20 protein-coding genes are annotated in these 23,584 nt (G+C 64.1%); 8 read left to right on the top strand and 12 right to left on the bottom strand.

The genetic code is table 11. The features are described from left to right. Positions 1-125: 125 nt before the first annotated feature. The 4 genes from infB to rimP all read right to left on the bottom strand — a co-directional run bounded on the left by infB (position 126) and on the right by rimP (position 6,516). The gene (gene infB / locus ASF32_RS17760; RefSeq protein ID WP_056431286.1) at positions 126-3,044 is read right to left on the bottom strand and encodes a translation initiation factor IF-2; all 2,919 of its coding nucleotides are present in this window, start codon (positions 3,042-3,044) and stop codon (positions 126-128) included. After that, positions 3,045-3,863: an RNA-binding protein gene (locus tag ASF32_RS17755; RefSeq protein ID WP_056431284.1), complete on the bottom strand. Its 819-nt coding sequence runs from the start codon at positions 3,861-3,863 to the stop codon at positions 3,045-3,047. A 191-nt stretch (positions 3,864-4,054) separates the two neighbouring features. After that, positions 4,055-5,656 carry a transcription termination factor NusA gene (gene nusA / locus ASF32_RS17750; protein ID WP_056431281.1) on the bottom strand — a complete coding sequence of 534 codons (1,602 nt, stop codon included), beginning with the start codon at positions 5,654-5,656 and terminating at the stop codon, positions 4,055-4,057. A gap of 86 nt (positions 5,657-5,742) precedes the next feature. Then, a complete protein-coding gene (gene rimP / locus ASF32_RS17745; protein WP_056431278.1) occupies positions 5,743-6,516 on the bottom strand; it encodes a ribosome maturation factor RimP in 774 nt (257 codons plus the stop codon). Positions 6,517-6,753: 237 nt separating this feature from the next. Between rimP and ASF32_RS17740 the strand changes: the two genes are divergently transcribed. Then, the gene (locus ASF32_RS17740; RefSeq protein ID WP_056431275.1) at positions 6,754-7,401 is read left to right on the top strand and encodes a CatB-related O-acetyltransferase; all 648 of its coding nucleotides are present in this window, start codon (positions 6,754-6,756) and stop codon (positions 7,399-7,401) included. A gap of 36 nt (positions 7,402-7,437) precedes the next feature. Here the strand turns inward: ASF32_RS17740 and ASF32_RS17735 are convergent, their stop codons facing one another. The 3 genes from ASF32_RS17735 to ASF32_RS17725 all read right to left on the bottom strand — a co-directional run bounded on the left by ASF32_RS17735 (position 7,438) and on the right by ASF32_RS17725 (position 10,455). Then, on the bottom strand, positions 7,438-8,193 hold the full coding sequence (locus ASF32_RS17735) for a hypothetical protein (RefSeq protein WP_156467872.1): 756 nt from the start codon (positions 8,191-8,193) through the stop codon (positions 7,438-7,440). 173 nt (positions 8,194-8,366) lie between these two features. Then, the gene (locus ASF32_RS17730; protein ID WP_056431269.1) at positions 8,367-9,233 is read right to left on the bottom strand and encodes a hypothetical protein; all 867 of its coding nucleotides are present in this window, start codon (positions 9,231-9,233) and stop codon (positions 8,367-8,369) included. Between the two features lie 190 nt (positions 9,234-9,423). Continuing rightward, entirely contained in the window at positions 9,424-10,455 is a 1,032-nt protein-coding gene (locus ASF32_RS17725; RefSeq protein WP_018044930.1) for an aspartate-semialdehyde dehydrogenase, read from the bottom strand. Positions 10,456-10,927: 472 nt separating this feature from the next. On the opposite strand from ASF32_RS17725, the gene ASF32_RS17720 reads away from it, so the two are divergent. Both ASF32_RS17720 and ASF32_RS17715 read left to right on the top strand, forming a co-directional pair. Then, the gene (locus ASF32_RS17720) at positions 10,928-11,821 is read left to right on the top strand and encodes a hypothetical protein (protein ID WP_056431266.1); all 894 of its coding nucleotides are present in this window, start codon (positions 10,928-10,930) and stop codon (positions 11,819-11,821) included. Between the two features lie 101 nt (positions 11,822-11,922). Beyond that, positions 11,923-12,327 (top strand): hypothetical protein, encoded by a 405-nt coding sequence (locus ASF32_RS17715; RefSeq protein WP_056431263.1) that lies wholly within the window; start codon positions 11,923-11,925, stop codon positions 12,325-12,327. 89 nt (positions 12,328-12,416) lie between these two features. On the opposite strand, the gene leuB is transcribed toward ASF32_RS17715, so the two are convergent. From leuB to ASF32_RS17700, 3 genes are all read right to left on the bottom strand, one after another. Next, positions 12,417-13,526, bottom strand: a complete 1,110-nt coding sequence (gene leuB / locus ASF32_RS17710) for a 3-isopropylmalate dehydrogenase (RefSeq protein WP_056431260.1) — start codon at positions 13,524-13,526, stop codon at positions 12,417-12,419. A 107-nt stretch (positions 13,527-13,633) separates the two neighbouring features. Beyond that, entirely contained in the window at positions 13,634-15,118 is a 1,485-nt protein-coding gene (locus tag ASF32_RS17705; protein WP_056431257.1) for a SulP family inorganic anion transporter, read from the bottom strand. Positions 15,119-15,347: 229 nt separating this feature from the next. Then, positions 15,348-16,307, bottom strand: a complete 960-nt coding sequence (locus tag ASF32_RS17700) for a polyprenyl synthetase family protein (protein ID WP_056431596.1) — start codon at positions 16,305-16,307, stop codon at positions 15,348-15,350. A gap of 124 nt (positions 16,308-16,431) precedes the next feature. On the opposite strand from ASF32_RS17700, the gene mtgA reads away from it, so the two are divergent. After that, entirely contained in the window at positions 16,432-17,118 is a 687-nt protein-coding gene (mtgA, locus tag ASF32_RS17695; RefSeq protein WP_311275133.1) for a monofunctional biosynthetic peptidoglycan transglycosylase, read from the top strand. Between the two features lie 129 nt (positions 17,119-17,247). Next, on the top strand, positions 17,248-17,817 hold the full coding sequence (locus ASF32_RS17690) for a hypothetical protein (RefSeq protein WP_056431255.1): 570 nt from the start codon (positions 17,248-17,250) through the stop codon (positions 17,815-17,817). A gap of 49 nt (positions 17,818-17,866) precedes the next feature. Here the strand turns inward: ASF32_RS17690 and ASF32_RS17685 are convergent, their stop codons facing one another. Next, complete coding sequence (locus ASF32_RS17685) at positions 17,867-19,108, bottom strand: argininosuccinate synthase (protein ID WP_056431252.1); 1,242 nt, start codon at positions 19,106-19,108, stop codon at positions 17,867-17,869. A 205-nt stretch (positions 19,109-19,313) separates the two neighbouring features. Between ASF32_RS17685 and ASF32_RS17680 the strand changes: the two genes are divergently transcribed. Then, positions 19,314-19,940, top strand: a complete 627-nt coding sequence (locus ASF32_RS17680) for a 2-hydroxychromene-2-carboxylate isomerase (protein WP_056431249.1) — start codon at positions 19,314-19,316, stop codon at positions 19,938-19,940. Between the two features lie 73 nt (positions 19,941-20,013). On the opposite strand, the gene ASF32_RS17675 is transcribed toward ASF32_RS17680, so the two are convergent. Continuing rightward, positions 20,014-21,492, bottom strand: a complete 1,479-nt coding sequence (locus tag ASF32_RS17675; protein ID WP_056431246.1) for a PAS domain-containing methyl-accepting chemotaxis protein — start codon at positions 21,490-21,492, stop codon at positions 20,014-20,016. Positions 21,493-21,997: 505 nt separating this feature from the next. Here ASF32_RS17675 and ASF32_RS17670 point away from each other — a divergent pair. Both ASF32_RS17670 and ASF32_RS17665 read left to right on the top strand, forming a co-directional pair. After that, the gene (locus ASF32_RS17670; RefSeq protein WP_056431242.1) at positions 21,998-22,693 is read left to right on the top strand and encodes a DsbA family protein; all 696 of its coding nucleotides are present in this window, start codon (positions 21,998-22,000) and stop codon (positions 22,691-22,693) included. 273 nt (positions 22,694-22,966) lie between these two features. Then, on the top strand, positions 22,967-23,536 hold the full coding sequence (locus ASF32_RS17665; protein ID WP_056431239.1) for a F0F1 ATP synthase subunit delta: 570 nt from the start codon (positions 22,967-22,969) through the stop codon (positions 23,534-23,536). The last annotated feature ends 48 nt before the right edge of the window (positions 23,537-23,584 follow it).

Below are 23,584 nucleotides of genomic sequence, written 5' to 3'. Positions count from 1 at the left end.
ATCCGGGATCGCCTGGACTGGGCGCCCCGTTTTGCGGGGGCGCTCAGACGTACCGGCCGTCTGCAAAACAAAACGGCGGCTGCAGCGCGCGCTGCAGCCGCCGGGTTCGTCAAGCCGCGTCGCTTTTAGAGCGTGCGGCGGATCTCCTCGACCCGGTAGCACTCGATCGTGTCACCCGCACGCATGTCCTGGAAGTTCTCGAAGGACATACCGCACTCGTAACCTGAACCGACTTCCTTCGCGTCGTCCTTGAGGCGCTTCAGCTGAGACAGCTTGCCCTCGTGGATCACGACGCTGTCGCGGATCAGGCGGACATGTGCGCCACGCTGCACGACACCGTCGGTGACGCGACAACCGGCAATCTTGCCGACCTTCGACACGTCGAAGATCTGCAGGATCTGCGCCTCACCGAGGCGCTCTTCGCGCAGGGTCGGCGGCAGCATGCCCGAGAGGGTCGCTTTGATGTCATCCACGAGGTCGTAGATGATGTTGTAGTAGCGGATCTCGACGCCCTTGTTCTCGGCTGACTCGCGCGCTTCCTTATGGGCACGCACGTTGAAGCCGATGACGACGGCCTTCGAAGCCTCCGCCAAGGTCACGTCCGACTCGGTGATGCCGCCGACGCCCGCGAGCAGAATGCGCGCTGACACCTCGTCGTTGCCGAGCTTCTCCAACGCGCCGATGATGGCTTCCACTGAACCCTGCACGTCGCCCTTGATGACGAGAGCCAGTTCCTTGCGGCCGAGGCCTTCCTTCAGGTCGCGCATCATGTCCACGAGCGAGCGGTTCGCACCGCCAGTTCGTGCAGCAATCCGCTCACGCTTCTGACGGGCGCGATACTCGGTGACTTCGCGGGCACGGGCTTCGTTCGGTACCACCGCCACGCGGTCGCCCGCATCCGGAGTTCCGTTGAAGCCGAGTACCTCCACCGGCACCGACGGGCCGGCATAAGGGATGCTCTCGCCCTTGTCGTCGATGAGGGCGCGGACACGCCCCCACTCGGCACCAGCAACGACGATGTCGCCGGTGAAGAGGGTGCCGCGCTGCACGAGCACCGTGGCGACGGGACCGCGACCGCGATCGAGCTTGGCCTCGATGACCGTACCCTCGCCGTCGCGTGCCTCGTTGGCACGCAGGTTCAAGATTTCGGCCTGCAGCTGCAGACCTTCGAGGAGATCCGGCAGACCGTCGCCGGTCTTGGCGGAGACTTCGAATTCCAGGGTCTCGCCGCCCATGGACTCGACCTGTATGTCATGCTGCAGAAGCTCGGTACGCACCCGCTGCGGGTTCGCATCGGGTTTGTCGATCTTGTTGATCGCCACGATGAGCGGCACGCCGGCCGCCTTCGCGTGGCTGATCGCCTCCACCGTCTGGGGCATGACACCGTCATCGGCCGCCACCACGAGCACGACGATATCCGTCACCTTGGCGCCACGGGCGCGCATGGAGGTGAACGCCGCGTGGCCGGGGGTGTCGATGAAGGTGACCATGTCACCGGATGGCGATGCGACCTGATACGCGCCGATATGCTGCGTGATGCCACCGGCTTCGCCGGAGACGACGGCCGTCTTGCGGATGGCGTCGAGCAGCGAGGTCTTGCCGTGATCGACATGGCCCATGATGGTCACGACGGGCGGACGCGGATCGAGATCCTCTTCGAGATCCGGCTCGTCGTTGAACAAGCCCTCTTCGACATCGGACTCGGCGACGCGGCGTACGGTGTGGCCGAGTTCCTCGGCGATGAGCTGGGCAGAATCCGAATCGATCACGTCGGTGATCTTGTGGATCTCACCCTGCTTCATGAGCAGGCGAATCACGTCCACTGCCCGCTCCGACATGCGGTTGGCGAGTTCCTGGATGGTGATCGTCTCGGGGATCGTCACCTCGCGGGAGAGCTTCTCTTTCTGCTCCACCTGCCGGTTGCCGCTCATGCGCTGCTGGCGGCGACGGAACGAAGCAACGGAGCGTGTACGTTCGTCCTCGCCCGACGTGGCGGTGGCGATGGTCAGGCGCCCACGATTACGGTCGCCGCCCGGCTGCTTGGGTGTCTTGGGCGGCGTGATGATCTTAAGCGGCATGCCAGGGCGGCGGATGACGCGCTTCTGCTCGCTCTCCTCCTCGGCAGCCTGAGGCCGACCCGGCGCGCGGGCGGCAGGCGTCGCACCGGCCGGACGTGCGGCCGTGGCAGCGGTGGGAGCCGCCTCAGGCTCGGGTGCGGGAGCCGGGCGGGCCATGAAGTTCAAATCGCGCGGCTTGCGCACGTCGGCCGTGATGGTCTTGCGCGGCTCTGCAGGCGTCGGGCGAGCCGTCAGAGGGGGACGGGCAGCGGGAGCTGGACGCGCGGGCGCCGCAGCCTGCGGTGCGGGAGCGGGAGCGGGTGCTGCCGGAGCGGGCTTCGGGGCCGACGAGATCGGAGCCGAGACAGGAGCCATCGGCACGGTCTTGGAAACGGGCCGTGCGGGCGCAGACGGAGCAGCTGCGGCAGGAGCCGCCGCGGCGGCTTCCTTGGCTGCGGCTTCGGCAGCGCGAGCCGCCTCGCGAGCAGCCTCTTCCTCGGCACGCAGGCGAGCCTGCTCCTCGGCGCGCTGACGCTCCTCTTCCTGGCGGCGACGCTCCTCGGCCTCGCGCTGGCGGGCTTCCTCAGCCTCGCGAGCACGCTGCGCTGCAGCCTCTTCCTCGACCTTGCGGCGGGCTTCCTGCTCACGTCGCTGGGCATCGGCGAGGGCAGCGGCGCGTGCATCGCGCTCCTGCTCGCTCAATGTCCGAAGCACGACGCCGGACGCCGCCCGCTGGGCGGGACGCGGGACCGCGGGAGCGGGCGGCGCCACACGGGACGCCGGAGCGACCGGTTGCGTTTCGCGAACAGGAGCGGCCGGTGCCGCCCCGATGACACGGCGCTTCACAGTCTCGACCACGACCTGCTTGGAGCGGCCATGGGAGAAGCTCTGACGCACCGTTCCCTGCTCGATCGGGCGCTTCAAGGACAGCGGCTTCGAGGGGGGTCGTGCCTGCGTCTTGTCGCCCGGATTATTCGTATCGCTCATTCAGTCCAAACCCTGAGGGTTTCCATCGTCCCGTGAACCGGCAAACTGCTGTGCGCCGGGTAAATCCGTCTCGTCGTCGTCCTGCAGAGTCGAAGCGGTTTGCCCTGCTCGGGCGTAACCGGCCTCCTCGGCTGTCGTAGGCCTGCCCTCGAAAGAGCGTAGCCGACGCCAACGCGCAAGGCAGCCGGTGCTCCCGACTCCTGCGACAAGCGCCGCATGTATCACATGATCCCGACCCAAGGCCATGTCCAATTCTGCATTGGACAAATCATCGATGACCGGGACACGGGATATGGCATCGCCATGCCTCCGGTGCAATGCCGCGGCGATCTTCCTTCTACCGTCCGCGCTACCGTCGGAGGCTTGAATCACCGCTGCGACACCGGCCTTGTCCGCAATGGCGGACTCGACCTTGGCAAAACCGGCGACCAGGCAGCCTGCCTTGTTGGCGAGCGACAGGGATTGGCGCAGGTCTTCCCGCAGGATCGCTGCGATCCTGTCACCGAGGTCCGCCGGTGCGGCCGCATCCTTGGTCTTGAAGGCGCGTTGGAACAGCCGCTTCTTCAGCGCGGCTTCGACCGTGACGCGACTGGCAGTGAGCCATGCGCCGCGTCCTGGCAGTTTCGCCTTCAGATCCGTCACCACTTCCCCGTCGGGAGACAGAACGAAGCGGATCATGCCTTCCGGATTCTGCGACATTCGGGTGACAAGGCATGTGCGCATTGCATTGCGCCGACCGCGCCCGAAGCCGGAATCGAGCAAAGTGCTCGGCTCCGGCTCAGCGGCATCTTGCGCTGCATCTGCGTATTCGCCCGTCATATGGCGGTTGGACCCTTCTACGTCTTGGGCTGTTCGGCCGTGCCGGACCTGCCAAGTCACGTTATGGCAGGGTAGCGATTCGAGGCCCGAGCATTGACCCGGTCGTTCTGCGCTTGGACGTTGTCGTCACCTTCTCCCTCGATTTCGTCTCCGACGATCGTTGAGGGAGAAGGCGGTGAAGTCGCCTGGGATCAGACTGCCTCGGGTTCCCCGTCGGTCTGTTCGCCCTCGTCAGCCTCAACGGGTGCTTCGATCCAACCAGCCTTGACGCGAGCCGCCATGATCATGGCCTCAGCCTCGGCACGGGAGATTTCGAACCCGTCGAGATAGCCCGCATGTTTGGTGGCCTCGGGGCCGCGACCTTCGGTGTAGCCGACAAGGTCATCCGTGGCGCAGCCGGCGAGATCCTCTATCGACTTCACGTCGTTCTCGCCGAAGGCCACGAGCATGGGCGTGGTCACGCCATCGATCTCGCGTAAGTCGTCAGCGACGCCGAGTTCCTGGCGCTTGGCATCGAATTCGGATTCGACGCGGGCGAGGTGATCCTGGGCGCGAGCCTGGATCTCCGTGCCGCTTTCCTCGTCGAGGCCCTGAATGTTGGCGAGCTCGCCCGGCTCGACATAGGCGATTTCCTCGACGTTCCGGAAACCCTCCGCCGCGAGGAGCTGGCCCACCGTCTCGTCGACGTCGAGGGCTGCCATGAAGACCGCGGTCCGCTCGGCGAATTCCTTCTGGCGCCGCTCCGATTCCTCGGCCTCGGTCAGGATGTCGATGTCCCAACCGGTGAGCTGTGAGGCGAGGCGCACATTCTGGCCGCGACGGCCGATGGCCAGCGAGAGCTGATCGTCGGGCACCACCACCTCGATGCGGTCGGCCTCTTCGTCGAGGACCACCTTGACCACCTCGGCGGGCTGGAGCGCATTGACGATGAAGGTCGCCTGGTCTTCCGACCACGGGATGATGTCGACCTTCTCGCCCTGCAATTCGCCCACGACCGCCTGGACGCGGGAGCCGCGCATGCCGACACAGGCACCGACGGGGTCGATGGAGCCGTCCCGCGAGATGACGGCGATCTTGGCGCGCGAGCCCGGATCGCGGGCGACCGCCTTCACTTCGACGATGCCGTCATAGATTTCGGGCACTTCCTGGCCGAACAGCTTGGCCATGAATTGCGGGTGGGAGCGCGACAGAAAGATCTGCGGTCCACGCACTTCGCGGCGCACGTCGAACAGGTAGGAGCGGATACGGTCGCCGGGGCGGAAGGTCTCGCGCGGGATCATCTCGTCACGGCGCACGATGCCCTCGCCGCGTCCCAAATCGACGATGACGTTGCCGTACTCGACCCGCTTGACCAGGCCGTTGACGATCTCGCCGATGCGGTCCTTGTACTCGTCGAACTGACGGTCGCGCTCGGCGTCACGCACCTTCTGAACGATGACCTGCTTGGCCGATTGAGCGGCGACGCGGCCGAAATCGAAGGGCGGCAGCGTGTCGGAGATCACGTCCCCCACGAGCGCGCCCGGATTGTAGCGCCGAGCCTGATCCAGTGTGACCTCGCGGGCGTCGTTCTCGACCTCGTCCACCACCACGAGATGGCGGGACAGGCGGAGCGCGCCGGTCTTGGGGTCGATCTCCGCATGGACATCCGTCTCCGCGCCGTAACGGGAGCGAGCGGCCTTGGCGATGGCCTCCTCCATGGCGTCGATGACGATGGAGCGGTCGATCACCTTCTCGCGGGCGACCGCTTCGGCAATCTGCAGGAGTTCGAGTCTGTTGGCGCTGACGACAGCCATCGGATTTCGTCCTTCTTTTCGTCGTATGTTCTTCTCGGAACCCTCAGCGCGCCATCGGGCGCCCGCCGGAGTTCCGAACGAATGCTCTAATGAAGCTTGCCGTCGTCCTTGACCCGCACCGCCTTGGTGCGGACTGGCTTGGCCTTGTTGGCCCGACTCGCCTCGGTCTCGATCTTTTCCGGCTTGGGCTTGGCCGACGCCTTGGGCTTCAGCGGCCGCTCGACCTTTTTCTTGAGAGGGGCGGGAGGCGCGACTTCAGCCTCGTCACCCTCCTCGCTCTCGTCTTCGTCCTCATCGTCCAGCATCGGCGGCGGCCCGCCGCCACGTCGGAGCGATTCACGCACGAGATCGTCGGTGAGGACGAGGTAGGCGTCGCCGAGATCGCGGAGGGGAAGGTCGATGCGGCTCGGCAGGCCCTCCTTCACGTCGGGCAGATCGATCGGCACCGTGAGGCCATCCGGGTTGGGGGCTCGGATGATCCCGCGAAACCGCTTCCGGCCGTCGAGGGGTATCGCCAGCTCGATCTTGGCTTCGTAGCCGGCCCAACGCTCGAAATCGACGGCCCGTACCAGCGGCCGGTCGATGCCGGGGGAGGAGATCTCCAGATAATAGGCCTTGCCCACCGGGTCATCGAGATCGAGGAGGGGAGAGATCGCCCGGCTCACGGTCTCGCAATCGTCCACCGTCATGGTGCCGTCGGGCCGCTCGGCCATGATCTGCACGGTGCAGCCATTGGCGCTCGACACCCGCACCCGGACCACGCGATAGCCGAGGCCCTCGATCGATGCCTCGATGACCTGCACGACCCGTGCGGCGACGCCGGTCTCAGTGATCAGACGTTTTTCGGAAGTGTCCGCCATGCTGCGCTGTATGTCCGGCCTTGCGTGAAGCGATCCGGTGCGAGAGGCGTTGCGGCAATAAAAAAGAGCGGACCCGGTGGGGCCCACTCCCGAACCGCAGCCTCAAGACTGCAACCAGAACTGATGCTCTATAGCTAATCCGATCGTCGCCTCGTTTCAAGCTATTTCACGTGGCGTTCCTCGGTAGAGCGCGCCCATCCCGCTTCTTCCCCAAACCCTTTTCAGGAAGCTCCGACTATGACTGCCGATTCGTCATTCGGACCCGATCCAGACTGCCTCCACCCCGTCCCGGGACACAGCCGCATCACCTTCATTCGCAATCTTCAACTGCCGCCGAATGTCGAGGTCGGCGCCTACACCTATTACGACGACCCTGCCGGCCCGGAGGCCTTCCTCGACAACATCCTTTACCACTTCGCCTTCCTGGGCGACCGCTTGCGAATCGGTCGCTTCTGCGCGTTTGCGGCGGGCACGCGCTTCCTCATGAACGGGGGCAACCACCGCCTCGACGCGCCCTCCACCTACCCGTTCGTTATCTTCGGCAGCGCCTGGGCCGGACGCTTCCCCGAAGAGATGGCCTTTCCCAACCGGGGCGACACGGTGATCGGCAACGATGTCTGGCTCGGTTACGACAGCACGATCCTACCGGGAATCCGCATCGGCGACGGAGCCGTGGTCGCCGCCAAATCCGTGGTCACCCGCGACGTACCTCCCTACGCCATCGTCGCCGGCAACCCGGCCACGCTCGTGCGGATGCGCGTACCGCCCGATATCGCCGCGCGGCTCCAGGCCGTGGCGTGGTGGAACTGGGATGCCGAGCGGATCACCCGGTGCCTGCCGGCGATCAGTGGTGGGGATGTGGCGGCGTTGGAGGCATCGGTCTAATGCCGGCTTGCCTGTCGCCCTAGTCTTCTCGCCCACTTATGGGGCGGCCGATGCATCCTCCTCCAGGGGAAACAGGCTCGGTCTCCAAAATGGTTCGAGGGGACTTCCGACGATGGTCTCGGCTTCCCAGCGATGCAACAGGGTGGCGAGAGCGTCCCGATCGTCGGCCATGAGCGGCTCGCCGATGAGGCAGGTCCGGTCGTTGATCAACTGCCAGTGCGCATCCTCCATCACGGCCCCGTTGCGGTATTGCTTACCTATCTTGGACCAGATCGTCCGAGCCTCATCGAGTTCGCCGAGCGCAATGCAGGCGACGAGATGCCAGTCCAGACCGAGACGTCCGACCGTGGCGGGACGGGTGCGGGCGAAGTCGAGACACTTTCGCGTCGTGTCCAGGGGGCGAAGGATCGCCAGGGCATCCGCTTCGACGCGGGTGAGGAAATCGTCGTAGATCGTCGGGTCGGACCAGAACCAGCCCTGGCCACCCTCGAAGCCTTCAGAACGGGCAATCCTTTCGCTGCATCGCCCGAGTGAGGACGATGAACGAACTCCGGGCATGAAGAACTCGACGAGGTACCAGCTTGCAACGCAATAGGCCGGATTGCTCGTCCGATCGAGGTGGATCAATCGTCCTATAGATTCGATGGGGAGAAGCCAGAAGGAGTTTCTACCAGCAGCGACAAGATCAATATTTTTGTCGAGCAAATTATTGGCAAGGCCTTTAATTTGTTTAATGGTCGTCATTTTATCGGCCTCACTTGAATGATAATTATACCATTTGATTGCGGCCAAAATTTCTTGGCGGATCTGGCTAGAAACAACGCTCTTTTTGAGCTTAGCCCCGCCGATCCAGTTTTATAATCATAGACGCAGACTGTTTGATTTGGTGAGAGTTCGAAAAGATCGAGGCGTGCTGAACCCTTTTCTCCATAATCTGCTTCATCGCCGGTACTGCTTATCGAAAATTAGACGCGCACATCGGGATAAGCCCTTGCAATGAATGTGTGTGCGATATCGACATGGATCATGGTGCCGAGTTGCTGTCTCGTCAGAAGGGGATTCAAGGCTGTCAGCCGTTTCGTCGCCTCGTCCGTTACGGCTTGCACTTCGGCGTTGCGTGGACAAGCTTGGTCGAGTGTCGTCTGATCGACCGGACCAACCCAAATGAGGGGAAGTTTTTTGTCCGGATCTGGGTCGAAGTCGTAGCGCAGTGCCGTTCTGCCCGGTGCCTTGCCGAATCCCGGCCTCCGAGCTTCCAGATAGGTGAAGAGAAGCGCCGCCGCTTCAAGAGTGACCTTGACGGCCGGAGCGACGACGAAAGCCGGCAGAAAGACCTGTTGTATTGTGGGCTGGGATTGCGATTCGGATAACGCGAACGCGCCACGCGAGAGAACCTCTCCCGATGCCCCGTCGCGGATGGTCTGAACGTCGCCCGAATTCTCGAAAATCCTGCTTTCGCCATCCGGTGTGACGACGGCGTGCTGGTCGTCCCACTCTCCGCGTCCCGAGCGAATACGCAGCGATAGAATCCGAGCCCCGTTATTGGTGACGGTTTCCTCTCGCGTGGACCTGCCTGACGTGCTTCCGTTATCGATGGAGGATCGGAGTGTCTGACCGGTTGATGGACGATCGGTCAGGCGACTGCCTCCGACGCCTCCGTCGGAGACCCACCGCCCACCATCGCTTTGGCCGGCGGGCGCACGGGGCTGGGCTGGATCGTACTTCCGGTCCAGGCTCTGTTGGAGTCGGATCAGTTTTGTCTCCGTCGCCAGTATGGCGAGTTGGCGAAGGAGGGTTTCGGCTTCATGCTCGCGTTTGGAAGTGCCCCACATCGCGATCACTAATGTTCGTGTTTTGTTCTAATCCTGGCTATCCTAAAATAGGAACATTTTCAATTGAAATGCATCTCCTCCTGCTTCATTAGGGGGATTGGCCATAAAAAAACGCCGCCCCGTGAACGGGACGGCGTCAATGACAATGGCCGTTCGATGGGTTTCGGCCAAAGGACTGGAAGTGGAGTGATCAGGCCGCCGCCCGCTCCTTCAGCAGCTTCCGGTTGATCAGCATCTCGGCGATCTGCACCGTGTTCAGGGCCGCGCCCTTGCGCAGGTTATCGGCGACGCACCAGAACGAGAGGCCGTTATCGACCGTCGAATCCGCGCGGATGCGCGAGACATAGGTCGCGTCCTCGCCGGCCGCCTCGTGCGGGGTCATGTAGCCGCCGGGCTCACGCTTATCGACGACCAGGATGCCCGGTGCCGAACGCAGGAGGGCAGTCGCCTCCTCGGGCGAGATCGGATGCTCGAATTCGACGTTCACCGCCTCGGCATGGCCGATGAACACCGGCACGCGCACGCAGGTCGCCGTCAGCTTGATCTTGGGATCGAGCATCTTCTTGGTCTCGGCGACCATCTTCCACTCTTCCTTGGTGGATCCGTCGTCGAGGAACACGTCGATTTGCGGGATGACGTTGAAGGCGATGCGCTTTGGGAACTTCTCCATGGTCATCTGACCGGCGGTGAAGACCGAACGGGTCTGTTGGAACAGCTCGTCCATGGCTTCCTTGCCGGCGCCGGAGACCGACTGATAGGTCGCCACCACCACGCGGGTGATCTTGGCCACGTCGTGCAGGGGCTTCAAGGCGACGACGAGCTGCGCCGTGGAGCAGTTCGGGTTGGCGATGATGTTCATCTTCGAGAAGCCGGTGATGGCTTCCGGATTCACTTCCGGCACGATCAGCGGCACGTCGGGATGGTAGCGAAAGGCCGACGAATTATCGATGACGACGCAGCCGGTCTGGCCGATGCGCGGCGACCATTCCTTCGACGTCTCGCCGCCAGCGGACATCAGGCAAATATCGGTGTCGGAGAAATCGTAGGTGTCGAGCGCCTTCACCTTCAGGATCTTGTCACCGAAAGAGACTTCCTGCCCGGCGCTGCGGCGCGAGGCGATAGCCACGACCTCATCGGCGGGGAACGCCCGCTCCGACAGGATGTCGAGCATCTCACGGCCAACATTGCCCGTGGCACCGACGACGGCGACCTTGTAACCCATCTCTCCAACTCCGCTTCGTGATGCCCTGGTTCCCCGCCAGGGCCGGGCTCATCGCCTCGGCACCGCTGGCAGGGTCGTTGGCAAGTCTCCGTGTACCGGTCCCATGAGAATCCGCAGGGTTTCCCGGTCACGACCTGATTGACCGGCCGGCTGCGAAAACGCGTCGTCCCGCGGACTTGCCGGCACGCCCCGTCCCGTTCGACCCTTCGATAGGACCACTTTGACTTCAAGCGGCGGAGCAAGACGCCTCGTCTCCGCGACTGTCAAGAGTTGCGCTGCACGCAAGACTTTCGTCGCGGCACAAACAGGACCTGCCGATAGACGCAAGGTGTATCGGGCAACGATTGATTCACCGCAAAATCGAAAACCCTCGTCCGGTCACCCGGTGTGAAACCCGGCCTACGGAGCCTCGAGAGCATGGTCGCTCGCACGCGGCGAAAGCCTCCAGAAGAGTCACCGGTTTCAGGGTTTCATGCATCGCATCGCCGTACAGGACGAAACCAGCCATCGGCTCCCCAAGCGCAAGGCTCGCTCGTCATTGCGGCTTGCCGTGCCTTGTGTCGCGGCACTCGCTTGTGTCGGCGCAGCCGGGCAGTTCGTCGGTGGTGAGCCGAAACACGATGAGACGAAGTCGGGGGCGATTGTCTCGACCGACACGAATGCCCAGCCGTTCGTCCCCACCGCCGCCGTGAATGTTCGCCAGGCTCTGCCCATTGCCGAAACGGCCCCGCGTTATCGGCTCGACGATCCTGACGCCCTCGATCAGGCGAAGATCGAGCCAGCACGGATCAACCCGGCCACGGGCCAGCGGGAGGACCGTCTCTCACAGGGTAAATTCGACGCGGCGGATGCACCCTATCTCAGCCTCACCGTCACAGAGGGCTCCACACCTCCCGTGAGCCTGTTCGTCACCATCGCTCGACGGGCCGCGGACGGGCAGGGACTCGCCGTCGTACGATCCGGCGAACGAGGGTTGATCGCTACCAAGTTCGGTCCGCTCGAGACCTTGGAAGCCACGTTGAGCGGTCCGGTGACGCGGATCTGTACCGGTTTCTCCAATGCGGGGCAGAGCGGGCTGATTCCACTGACCCCGCGCATCGATGGCTGGCTCTGCGCTCCGTTGAGCCAGCCGCCGGAGCCGCGGGCCATCGTCTGCGCCCTGGACAAGCTCGTTCTGAATGGCCAAGCTTCCGCAGGCCTCGAAGCGGCGTATCGCGTGTTCGAGGAACGGCGGGTAGAGGGCTGCGCGCCGCGTGTCGCGGCCGTCCCCAACCGAGAGGCCGCCGGAGAAACCGGATCGATCTCGAAACGCCGCATCCGACATAATGAGGCGAAACTGCGGCGAAGCGACCAAGCGCGGCCTTAGGCCGGGAACAACAGCGCCGCTGGCACGTCTACTCACCAAGAATGGCCGAGTTTCTTAAGGAAATCGGGCCTAATCTCACACAGGTTCAACGAAGGTCCGTCATGCGCACTGCCACGATTGCCCTGATGGGCGCACTCACCCTTACCGCTGTCGGCGCGAGCACCGCTGTCGAGGCGCAGGGTCGTTACGCCCCCGGTATCCGCGTCAGCCAGCCGCTGCCGATCCGCATCCGTCCGCGCAGCTGGCTCGATGCCGGCAATGTCGTCGAGGCGAATAACGGTTCGATCAGCAACCCGGCGACCAACCCGCACTTCATCACGGCCAGCTACCTGAATTCGCCGCCCTACGGCCGCAACGATCGTTTCGGCGGCGCGATCTTGCCCGATCCGATCACCAACGGCCCGTTCGTGGGCGCCCGTTCCAGCGCGATCCACAACATCGACTTCTCCGGTGTCGATGCAATCGACCCCACCTCATACGTCTCTCGCAACGGCAACCCCTACTAAGAGCAGTCTTCGGACGATGGACCGAAAAAGGCGCCGACCCGGTTGGGTCGGCGCCTTTTTCATGTCCGGACGAGACCGCGGTTCTCGCTTCAGCGCACCCGCGACTTGAGAGCCGCCAAGACGGCCTCGCCCATCCCGGCGGTCCCCAGCGGCGTCACGCCCTCTCCGGCAATATCCTTCGTTCGGGCACCCGCCGCGAGCGCATCGGTGATCGCGCCGTCGAGTAGGTCGGCCGCCTCGCCGAGGCCGAACGAGTAGCGCAACGCCATGGCGAGCGAGCCGATCATGGCGATGGGGTTGGCGAGATCCTGGCCCGCAATATCGGGCGCCGAGCCATGGACCGGCTCGTACAGCGCCTTGCGGCTTCCCTTCGAATCCACTGCTCCGAGCGAAGCGGAGGGCAGCATGCCGAGGGAGCCGGTGAGCATCGCCGCTACATCCGAGAGCACGTCGCCGAAGAGGTTGTCGGTCACGAGGACGTCGAACTGCTTCGGGCGGCGCACCAGCTGCATGGCGCAATTGTCGGCGAGCACATGCTCGAGCTCGACATCGCTGTAATGCTCGGAATGGACCTTGGTGACGACCTCCTTCCACAGGACGCCGGATTTCATCACGTTGTGCTTCTCGGCCGAGGCCACGCGGCCCGAGCGCTTGCGCGCCAGATCGAAGGCCACATGGGCGATCCGCTCGATCTCGCCCGTGGTGTAGACCTGGGTATCCACGGCGCGCTTGGTGCCGTCGGGGAGGGTGGTGATTTCCTTCGGCTCACCGAAATAGACGCCGCCGGTGAGTTCGCGCACGATCATGATGTCGAGACCCTCGACGAGCTCGCGTTTCAGCGCGGACGCATCCGCCAGCGCCGGGTAGCAGATCGCCGGCCGCAGATTCGCGAACAGGCCGAGATCCTTGCGGAGCCGCAGAAGCCCGGCCTCGGGGCGGATGTCGTAGGCGACGCCGGACCATTTTGGGCCGCCCACCGCGCCGAGCAGGATCGCATCCGCCGCGTCCGCCCGCGCGAGGGCCTCGTCGGTGAGGGGCACGCCGTGAGCGTCGATGGACGAGCCGCCGACGAGGTCGGTCTCGGTCTCGAACGTGGCGAGACCGGTCTCGGCGAGTGCACCGATTACGGTCTTCACCTGGGCCATCACCTCCGGGCCGATGCCGTCACCGGGGAGGAGGAGGAGCTTGTAGGCGGTCATGGGAGCACTCGCGGGCAAGGGGTGATGCGTCGCGCGGCTGTAGCGACGGGCTCGGGCGCTTGGCAAGTCTCCCGCTCGATCCCGCTCGATCCCGCTCGTCCCGTCGATCAGTGACCCGGCCCCGCGAGGGCCGCACCGGGCTTCTGATGGGTGCCGACCCGATCGACGAGGGTGGTCGTCGCCGTGTTCATTCCGACGATCTCGACAGGTATGCCGTGGTTCCGGAATTTCAGCACCACCCTATCGAGAGCACTGATGCTGGTGATGTCCCAGAAATGCGAGGCGGAGAGATCGATCACGACCCCGTTCAGGTCGTCCTCGCGGAAATCGAAGGCGGAATGGAACGCCTCCGCGGTGGCGAAGAAGATCTGGCCCGTCACCCGGTAGGTGCGGATGCGGCTGGCCTCGTCGCGTACCGACGACATACCGAAGAACCGCGTCACCTTGTGGGCGAAGAACAACCCCGAGAGAACGACCCCGAACAGCACGCCCTTGGCGAGGTCATGCGTCGTCACGACGACGGCCACCGTTCCGAGCATCACTGCGCTCGAACTCTTCGGGTGGGTCAGCAGGGTCCGCACGGAGTTCCACTGGAAGGTGTTGATCGAGACCATGATCATCACCGCGACGAGGGCCGCCATCGGGATTCGCGCCACATAGGGGCCGAGAACCACGATGAGGAACAGCAGGAACGCGCCCGCCCACAGCGTCGAGAGACGGCCCCGCCCGCCGGACGAGACGTTGATGACCGATTGCCCGATCATGGCGCAGCCGGCCATGCCGCCGAAGAGGCCGGAGGTGACGTTGGCGAGGCCCTGGCCGGCGCATTCGCGGTTCTTGTTGGAGGTCGTGTCGGTCATCTCATCGAGGATGGCCGCCGTCATCATGCTCTCGAGCAGGCCGACCATCGCCAGGGTGAGGGCATAGGGCAGGATGATCTGCAGCGTCTCCAGAGTGAACGGCACCTGGGGGAGGGCGAAGACCGGTAATTCGCTCGGCAGGGCACCCATGTCCCCCACGGTCCTGATGTCGAACCCGAACCAGACCGAGATTCCGGTGAGAACGAGGATCGTGATCAACGGTGAGGGGACGGCCTTCGTCAGGTAGGGGAGGCCGTAGATCATCGCGAGGCCGATGGCGGTCATGGCGTAGACGACCGGCCCGCGGCCGATCAACTCCGGCATCTGCGCGAGGAAGATGAGGATCGCCAGGGCGTTGACGAAGCCTGTGACCACCGAGCGCGAGACGAAGCGCATGAGGTTGCCGAGGCGTACGGCACTGGCGACGATCTGGAGCAACCCGGTGAGAATGGTGGCCGCGAACAGGTAGCCGAGCCCATGCTCCTTCACGAGCGTGACCATGACGAGGGACATGGCGCCGGTGGCAGCCGAAATCATGGCAGGACGGCCACCGGCGAAAGCGGAAATGACGGCGATACAGAACGAAGCGTAGAGCCCGACTTTCGGGTCGACGCCCGCGATGATCGAGAAGGCGATGGCCTCCGGGATCAGCGCCAGGGCGACCACCGTGCCGGCCAGGATTTCACGCGTGACGTCGGGAGCCCACTCGCTCCGGAAGGACTGACGGTTCATGGGGAATGGCTTTCATCGTCCCCGCGCGCGAAGCGTCAGCAGGGACAGGCATCTTGATGACCGGGCGCTCAAGCGCTCTCCGGTCACGGACGGAACACGATTCGGTAGGCTTAAGCCTACGGCGGCGTCAGGCCGAGAAAATCGATGAACCGCTTGAGATGCATGAAGGCCTGATATCACGGACCTGCCGCAATGCAACATCGCGGCAGAGTTCAGTGGGGCGATCGCATCACACTTTGCGGGCGACCGTGAAGCGTGCCGCTTCGCGCAGTGTCTGGGCTTTGTCGCCCCAGGAAGAAACGGCCTCTTCGCACATGCCGACGAGGCGGTCGCATTCCGCCCGGGCGCCGTCGATGCCGAGACGATCGACGAGTGTCGCCTTTCCGGCATCCTTATCCTTGCCGGTGGCTTTGCCCATCGCTTCGGGAGAGGCTTCGCGGTCGAGGATATCGTCGGCGATCTGAAAAGCTTGGCCCAAGGCGAGGCCGTAGCGCCATAGGGAGGCACGCTGATCCGACGTCGCACCGCCCACAAGGGCACCCGCATCCACCGAGAAGGCCAGGATGGCGCCGGTCTTCATCGCCTGAAGCTGCAGCGTGTCCTCGACATCGAGGGAGACGTCGCCGAAGCGACCTTCCGCCCCGAGATCGAGGATCTGGCCGCCGACCATGCCGCCGAGGCCGGACGCCTTTGCAAGGCCGAGAACGAGGTCGGCACGGATCGACGGATCCGGCTGCCAGGTCGCATCTGCCAGAATCTCGAAGGCCAGCGTCTGCAGCGCGTCGCCGACGAGGATGGCGGTCGCCTCGTCATAGGCCTTGTGGACCGTAGGCTTGCCCCGGCGCATGTCGTCGTCGTCCATGGCCGGCATGTCGTCGTGGACGAGGGAGTAGCAATGGACGAGCTCAATGGCCGAACCGGCGGCCAGCGCCCCGGCCTCGGAGCCGCCCAGCATCCGCGCCGTCTCCACCGCCAGGAACGGGCGCAGACGCTTGCCGCCGCCGAGCACGGCATGGCGCATGGCCTCCATCAGCCGCGTGGGACGCGTGATCTCGCCCGTCTGCGTCTCGGGACCGAGGCGTTCGGCCAGAAACGCCTCGACGGCGTCGGCCACGCTCGAAAGCTTGTGGGAAAACGCTTGAGATGCGTCCGCCTTGACCGAAGCGTGGGATGCTTTTGGTGAGGTCATCGTAAGAAGGGCCTTGGTCAAGAATGGGCGCGTCGTTGTGCGGGAGGTACGGATTCAGGAACGGCGCGACGGTGCGGCAGATGACAGCGATTCGCGATCACGCCATGCGCGCGATCTCGATTCCATCCGCCAAGGACGAAGGAAGCATTGGGTGAGGCGGCTGGTCGGCCTCTTCATGCTGCTCCCCGTCATGTTGCTGGCCCTGATTCTTGTTCTGGGGCTCGTCTATAGTGCGCTGACGCCGCCCTCAACCCTGATGCTGGCGCGATGGTTGACCGGCAAACCCGTGAGCCGCGAAGCGGTCACCCTGGACGCGATCTCCCCGCTCCTGGTCCAGGCCGTGATCGCTTCGGAGGATCAGCGCTTCTGCCTACATAACGGCGTCGATTGGGGCGCCCTGCGCGACGTGGTGGATGACGACGAGGGGCCGAGCCGCGGCGCCTCGACGATCTCCATGCAGACGGTGAAGAACGTGTTCCTCTGGCCCGGGCGTTCGGTCATCCGTAAAGGAATGGAGATTCCTCTTGCCGTTATCGCCGATACCCTATGGGGCAAGCGGCGCATGATGGAGATCTATCTGAATATCGCCGAATGGGGGGACGGTGTGTACGGCGCCGAGGCGGCGGCGCAGCGCTGGTTCGGAAAGAGCGCGCGGAACCTCAACCGCAGCGAGGCGAGCCTGCTCGCCGCCGTTCTGCCGAACCCGATCCAACGCAATGCGGCCCTGCCGTCTCGCGGCGTGCGTGCGGTCGCCACACGCATCCAGGGGCGGATGAATGGGGTCGGTGGATTGATGGGCTGCCTTCGCTGAATCCAGACACGTGGAGGCTTGCCGCAACACGTGTCATAGAGCCGTCCATTCTCCGGCAGGCGGCCGGGGCCGGCCCGTGATGGGGCGGATGCGAGACACGACGCACATAACACCGATAGCGGACGCGACATGGCCGACAGCACAACCTTCGACCTCACCCTCGAGCGGATCGCCCTGATCCGCCGGATGGTGGTGGCCTGGAACCCGGCTGGGCAAGGCGCGCCCATCGTGCATCCCGACGCACCCTATGGCAGCACCGACCGTGACGGCGACATCTTCAACGTCACCGGCGACGATGATGGGGCGGACGAGGAACACCGGGCGCTCGGCGACGCGCTCGCGGTCTTCATCCACAATGCCGTGTTGAAGCCGGGCCGCTACGCGTATCACAACACCCTGGCCAAGCTTTCGTCGGAGGATGTCGGCGACGTGTTTCGCGACGAAGGGACGGGAGAGACGCCCGAGCACGTCACCTTCGATGTGACGGACGAGCATCTGGCGCTGGTGAGGAAGCTGAACATCGTCTGGGACGACGGCCGCGACGTGCCTGCCTTCGACACGGCCGAGCCTTATGGAGCGGGGACCGAAATACCGGCGGTGCATCACGAGATGCAGCCGGCCCTGCAGATCTTCCTGCGCTACGGCGATCTCGGCCCCGGCCCCTTCGGTAAGGCGGGCAACCGCTGGTCCGCCGTCTAAGCGCTGCGTAAACCCCTCCCCGCGACGGGGGAGGGGTGGATCCCGAGGCCTATGCCCCGAGCTTCTTCTTGCGTTGAGCCAAGGTGCGCAGGCGCAGGGCGTTGAGCTTGATGAAGCCCGCCGCGTCGCGGTGGTCGTAGGCCACGGCGCCCTCCTCGAAGGTGACGAGGTCCTGGTCGTAGAGCGAGTTCGGGCTGGTGCGGCCGATGACGTGGATGCCGCCCTTGTAGAGCTTCAGCCGAACCTCGCCGGTGACCATCTCCTGGCTCTTGTCGATGAGGGCCTGGAGCATCTCGCGCTCCGGCGAGAACCAGAAGCCATTATAGATCAGCTCCGCATATTGCGGCATGATCTGGTCCTTGAGGTGCGCCGCGCCGCGATCCAGCGTTATCGACTCGATGGCCCTGTGGGCCGGCAGCAGGATCGTGCCGCCCGGCGTCTCGTACATACCCCGGCTCTTCATGCCGACGAAGCGGTTCTCCACGAGGTCGAGGCGGCCGATGCCGTTGTCATGACCGAGCTGGTTGAGCTTGGCTAATAGGGTGGCAGGGGTGAGGCGCTCGCCGTCGATGGAGACCGCGTCGCCCTTCTCGAAGCCGATCGTGACGATGGTTGGAGTGTCGGGGGCCTCTTCCGGCGAAAGCGTACGGGAATAGACGTAATCCGGCACCTCATCGGCCGGGTCCTCCAGAACCTTACCCTCGGAGGAGGCGTGAAGAAGGTTCGCGTCCACGGAGAACGGGCTCTCGCCGCGCTTGTCCTTGGAGATCGGAATCTGGTGCTGCTCGGCGAAAGCGATCAGCTGTTCGCGGCTCTTGAGGTCCCATTCGCGCCAGGGGGCGATGACGGTCACATCCGGCTTCAAGGCATAATACCCGAGCTCGAACCGGACCTGGTCGTTGCCCTTGCCGGTGGCGCCGTGACAGACCGCATCGGCGCCGAGACGTTCGGCGATCTCGATCTGCTTCTTGGCGATGAGCGGGCGGGCGATGGAGGTGCCGAGGAGATAGACGCCCTCGTAGACCGCGTTGGCGCGGAACATCGGGAAGACGTAGTCGCGCACGAATTCCTCGCGCAGGTCCTCGATGAAGATGTTTTCCGGCTTGATGCCGAGCAGCTCAGCCTTCTTGCGCGCCGGCTCAAGCTCCTCGCCCTGTCCCAGATCGGCCGTGAAGGTGATGACCTCGCAGCCATAGGTGGTCTGCAGCCATTTCAGGATGATCGAGGTGTCGAGGCCACCGGAATAGGCGAGCACGACCTTGTTGACGGGCTTCGGATTCACGTCTGACATCGGGCTCGCTTCGGTTCTCGTGGAGTCGGGGCGACTTATCAGCCGACAGCCGCGTCGTGCAACCGGCATGCCGCAGGAGACGTTGCAGAGGTGTTCGCTCCCGCTTTCCACCACCGCGTCGGCGGAGCCCGTTGCTGCCCTGGCCCCGACGGCCGAAACTGCGTAATTCAACCCCGCTTGTCACCCCACGCCGGAGATTCGACGAATGCCGCGACGGCCGACCCTCGAATTCTGGTACGAGTTCTCTTCCACGTATTCCTACCTGGCGGCCATGCGGATCGACGAGATGGCGGAAGCCGCCGGCGTCGAAGTGCGCTGGCGGCCCTTCCTCCTTGGCCCGATCTTCGCCAGCCAGGGCTGGAATTCCTCGCCCTTCAATCTCTTTCCGGCCAAGGGACGGCATATGTGGCGGGATGTGGAGCGCGAGGCGGCGAGGCAAGGCCTGCCTCCGTTGAAGCGGCCCGACCCGTTCCCGCAGAACAGCTTGAGCGCGACCCGTGCAGCCACCTACGGCATGGATCACGACTGGCTCGTTCCGTTCTCGAAAGCCGTCTACGAGACCCAGTTCTCTCTGGGGCGCTCCATCGCCGAACCGCCGGCCATCGTGGGGGTCCTCAACGGGCTCGGTCTCGATGGCACCGTGATCCTCAAGGCTGCGGCCTTGGAAGGCAACAAGGGACGTCTGCGCGTCAACGGCGAAGAGGCACGCTCGCGCGGTATCTTCGGCGCCCCGACCTTCCTGACCGGCGATGGCGAGCTGTTCTGGGGTAACGATCGGCTGGAACAGGCGCTTGCCTGGGCGATAGGCGACCGGCCGGGAGCGATGCGTTAGGCGCTTCGCCCCCGGCCAAAGGAGGGCGCGGACGTCGTTGGAGCGAAGCGTCGAGGGACCGGCAGAGGGGACCCTAGGCGGCTTCCTGGGAGGCGACCCTCACCTTCTGAGTGGCCGAATCGACCTCTTCGGTGGAGCGGGCAATCTCACTGAGGCTGCTAGTGATCTGGCCTACGCCGTTGGAGGCGGTCTGCATGCTCGCCGACATCTCGCGGGTCACCGCGCTCTGCTCTTCGACCGCCGCCGAAATCGCGCTCGCGACTTCGTTCAGGGTCATGATCGTGTCCTGGATCGAGGTGATGGCACCCACCGCATCCTGAGTCACTTGCTGGGTCGACATGATCTGAGCGCTGATCTGCTCGGTCGCCTTGGAGGTCTGGGCGGCCAAAGCCTTCACCTCGGTCGCGACCACGGCGAAGCCCCGACCCGCTTCTCCCGCCCGTGCCGCCTCGATCGTCGCATTGAGGGCGAGCAAATTGGTTTGCGCGGCGATGCCCTGGATCAAGGCGACGACTTCGCCGATCCGGGTTGCCGCGCCCGAGAGACCGGCGATGATAGTGCTGGTTTTCTCGGCCTGCTTGACCGCCTGACTGGAGATCTCGGAGGCGTGGGTCACCTGCATGCTGATCTCGGACACCGAGGCCGCGAGCTCTTCGGCGCCGGACGCCACGGTCTGGATGTCGGAAGAGACCTGAGTCGAGGCCTGAGCGGCTTGACCGGCCTGTAGCGACGCGCCCGAAGCGGCACCGGCGATGGCGTTGAGGTCGGTGGCAATGGAGATCTGCAGAGCGGCGCGGCGCTGGCGCTCCAGCACCTGCCGCGTGACGTCGATGCAGAATTTGACGACCTTCAGCGGGCGTCCGTCCCGGTCGAAGATCGGGTTGTAGGTCCCCTGGATGAAGACCTCGCGGCCTCCCTTTGCGATCCGCCGATACTCGTCGGCCTGATACTCACCTCGGCCGAGTTCATCCCAGAAGCGCCTGTACGCCGCGGTGGCCCGCAGATCGGGACCGACGAACATGCTGTGGGGCTGGCCCTGAATCTCGGACAGGTCGTAGCCCATCACGTCGAGGAAGTTCCGGTTGGCCGTGAGGATGGTGCCGTCGAGGGCGAACTCGATGACCGCCTGCGAGCGGTCGAGGGCTTTGATCTGGCCCTCGTGGTTGATCGAGCGCATCACGCGCTCGGTGATGTCGGACGAGAACTTGACGATCTTCTCGGTCTTTCCGTTGCGACCGAGGATAGGATTGTAGGTGGCCTGCAACCAGATCTCGCGCCCGCCCTTGCCGATGCGCTTGAACTCGCCGGACTGGAAGGTGCCGGCGGCCAACGCGCTCCAGAAGGCTTTGTAATCCTGGCTCTCCCGGAACGCCGGCTCGACGAAAAGGCTGTGATGCTTGCCCTGGATCTCGGACAATTCGTAGCCGATCGCGGCGAGAAAATTCCGGTTTGCAGTCAGTACGGTGCCATCGGTATCGAACTCGATGACCGCTTGCGAACGATTCAATGCGGCGATCCGTGAGCGGAAATCGGTATTCGAAAAAAAGTTCATCACCCTATTTGACGCGTAAGGTTTGTGGCGGGCCGCCGCGCTCAGCCCTGTGTCATTCGATATAGGAGATTCCCTATCAATTGAGTTAACAATCCCTGCGACGGATTATGAAAACTAGAAAATTTCCGTCACGGCTGCGCTATAAAGGTTGCGAATAAATATTGTTGCTTAATACTGGCGCACAAAGCTCCAAGATGCTCCTAGTTTATTGTGGTACGGCTCAATCTATCCCCTGTATATTTCATTTTAATCTGCCAGAAAGTTTATCGGATATGCACATTGCCTCAGAATACACGAATGTTGCTTGGAATCGGAGGGGGAATCGGTCGAGGTGCTCTCTGTGAGGAGTTAGAAAAATATTTCAGCGACGGGATGCGTGCGACCTCCTGAGCGAGCACTCCTCCCGGGGGAGCAAAGGTCTGGATACCATCTCGAACCGGGATTAAGAGGCGCGACACGCGACGCCGAATGATCGGTGATCCCGCACCTTCGAGGCCCCGTTCGCATGTCCATCGACCGTCGAAAGTTCCTGGCCGGTTCCGCGAGCCTGGCTTTCCTTGTCGCGTCACTCCGCGGCGGCCATGCCCAGGGCTACGGCCAGACCTTCAAGGTCGATAACGACGATGGCCGGCCAATCGCGAACACCCGGCTCCCGGGTGAAATCGTCGGGGAAATCCCTGCTCTGAAGGGCGTGACCTATGTGGGGGCCCGCGAGGCGGAGATCACGCTCTACGAGTTCTTCGACTACAATTGTCCGTATTGCCGGAAGGCGGCGATCGACATGACGTCTCTCGCCGCGAGCGATACCGCTTTGCGAATCGGGCTTATCAACAATCCGATTCTCTCGCCTCAATCGGCTCAGGCGGCGAAGGTCGCATTGGCGATCCAGCGCAAGATGGGGTCGGCCGCCGCCTGGACGCTCTATCAGAAGCTGCTCGCCAGACCCGGCCGGATCGACGGCACCGGCGCGCTTCAGGTCGCCGCCACCTTGGGCGTGCCCGCCTCGGAGCTCGAGACGATCGCCGATAGCGACGAGGTGCGTCTCGCGTTGAAGGCGCAGATGCGCATGGCGGCCGATCTCGGTCTCGTGGCGACTCCCTCCTACGTGCTCGGCAATGCCGGCCTTCTCGGACATCCGGGTGCGAAGTCCCTCGCTCGGATGATCGGGGCCATGCGTCGTTGCGATCAGATCGCCTGCTGACGGCCTGAACTTTCGCCGGCGGCCTGACGCCTCACCTTCGCCATCGTTCTCGCGGATTGGACATGAGTGCACGACCGCGCGCCGCACAAGCTTATGCAGGCCCGTCTTCGTCTTGCGCCTCCCCAACACGCATGCTAGGCCCTCGCCGCGCTGGGAGGACGGGTTTCAGACCTGTATTTCGAGGCGGTTCCCATTCCTGACGGTTTCAGAGCCGATGCCGAGAACGGTGTCACGGGCCGGAACCTCGGGCCGGATTAAAAGAGAGAGTGGCGCGTGGCGCAGACCAGTTCCGAGGCGGGTTCCCCGGTTGCAGGCGTAGCAGGTCGCTATGCCTCCGCACTGTTCGAGCTGGCCCGCGACGAGCGCCAGATCGATGCGGTCGCGGCGACCCTGCAGAGCTTTGATTCCCTTCTCAAGGAGAGCCCCGATCTGGCTCGCCTCGTTCGCAGCCCGGTTTTCACCGGTGAGCAGCAGGAAGCCGCCATCGGCGCCATCCTCGACAAGGCCGGTCTCACCGGCCTCGGCGCAAACTTCATCCGGCTCGCGGCCTCCAACCGCCGTCTTTTCGCGCTGCCCGACATGATCCGCGCCTTCCGCCGTCTGGTGGCGGAATCGAAGGGGATCGTACGCGCCGAGGTGACCGTGGCCGAACGCCCGTCGGACGCCGTTCTCGAAGAGATCAAGGCGTCCCTGCGCGATGTGGCTCGCTCGGAGATCGACCTCGATCTGCGCGTCGACCCGGCCCTGATCGGCGGTCTCATCGTCAAGATCGGCAGCCGGATGGTGGATGCATCCCTGCGTACCAAGCTCAACGGTATTCGACTCGCGATGCGGGAAGCCTGAGGTCGGCGCTTCGGCGCAGGCCCGCTCCCGTTTCTCCACAGCAACTTC

The sequence above is a fragment of the Methylobacterium sp. Leaf91 genome (assembly GCF_001422815.1).
In the GTDB taxonomy this organism is placed as follows: Bacteria; Pseudomonadota; Alphaproteobacteria; order Rhizobiales; family Beijerinckiaceae; genus Methylobacterium.
Note: the sequence above shows the minus strand (reverse complement) of the source record. Positions and strands in the feature narration are given on the sequence as shown.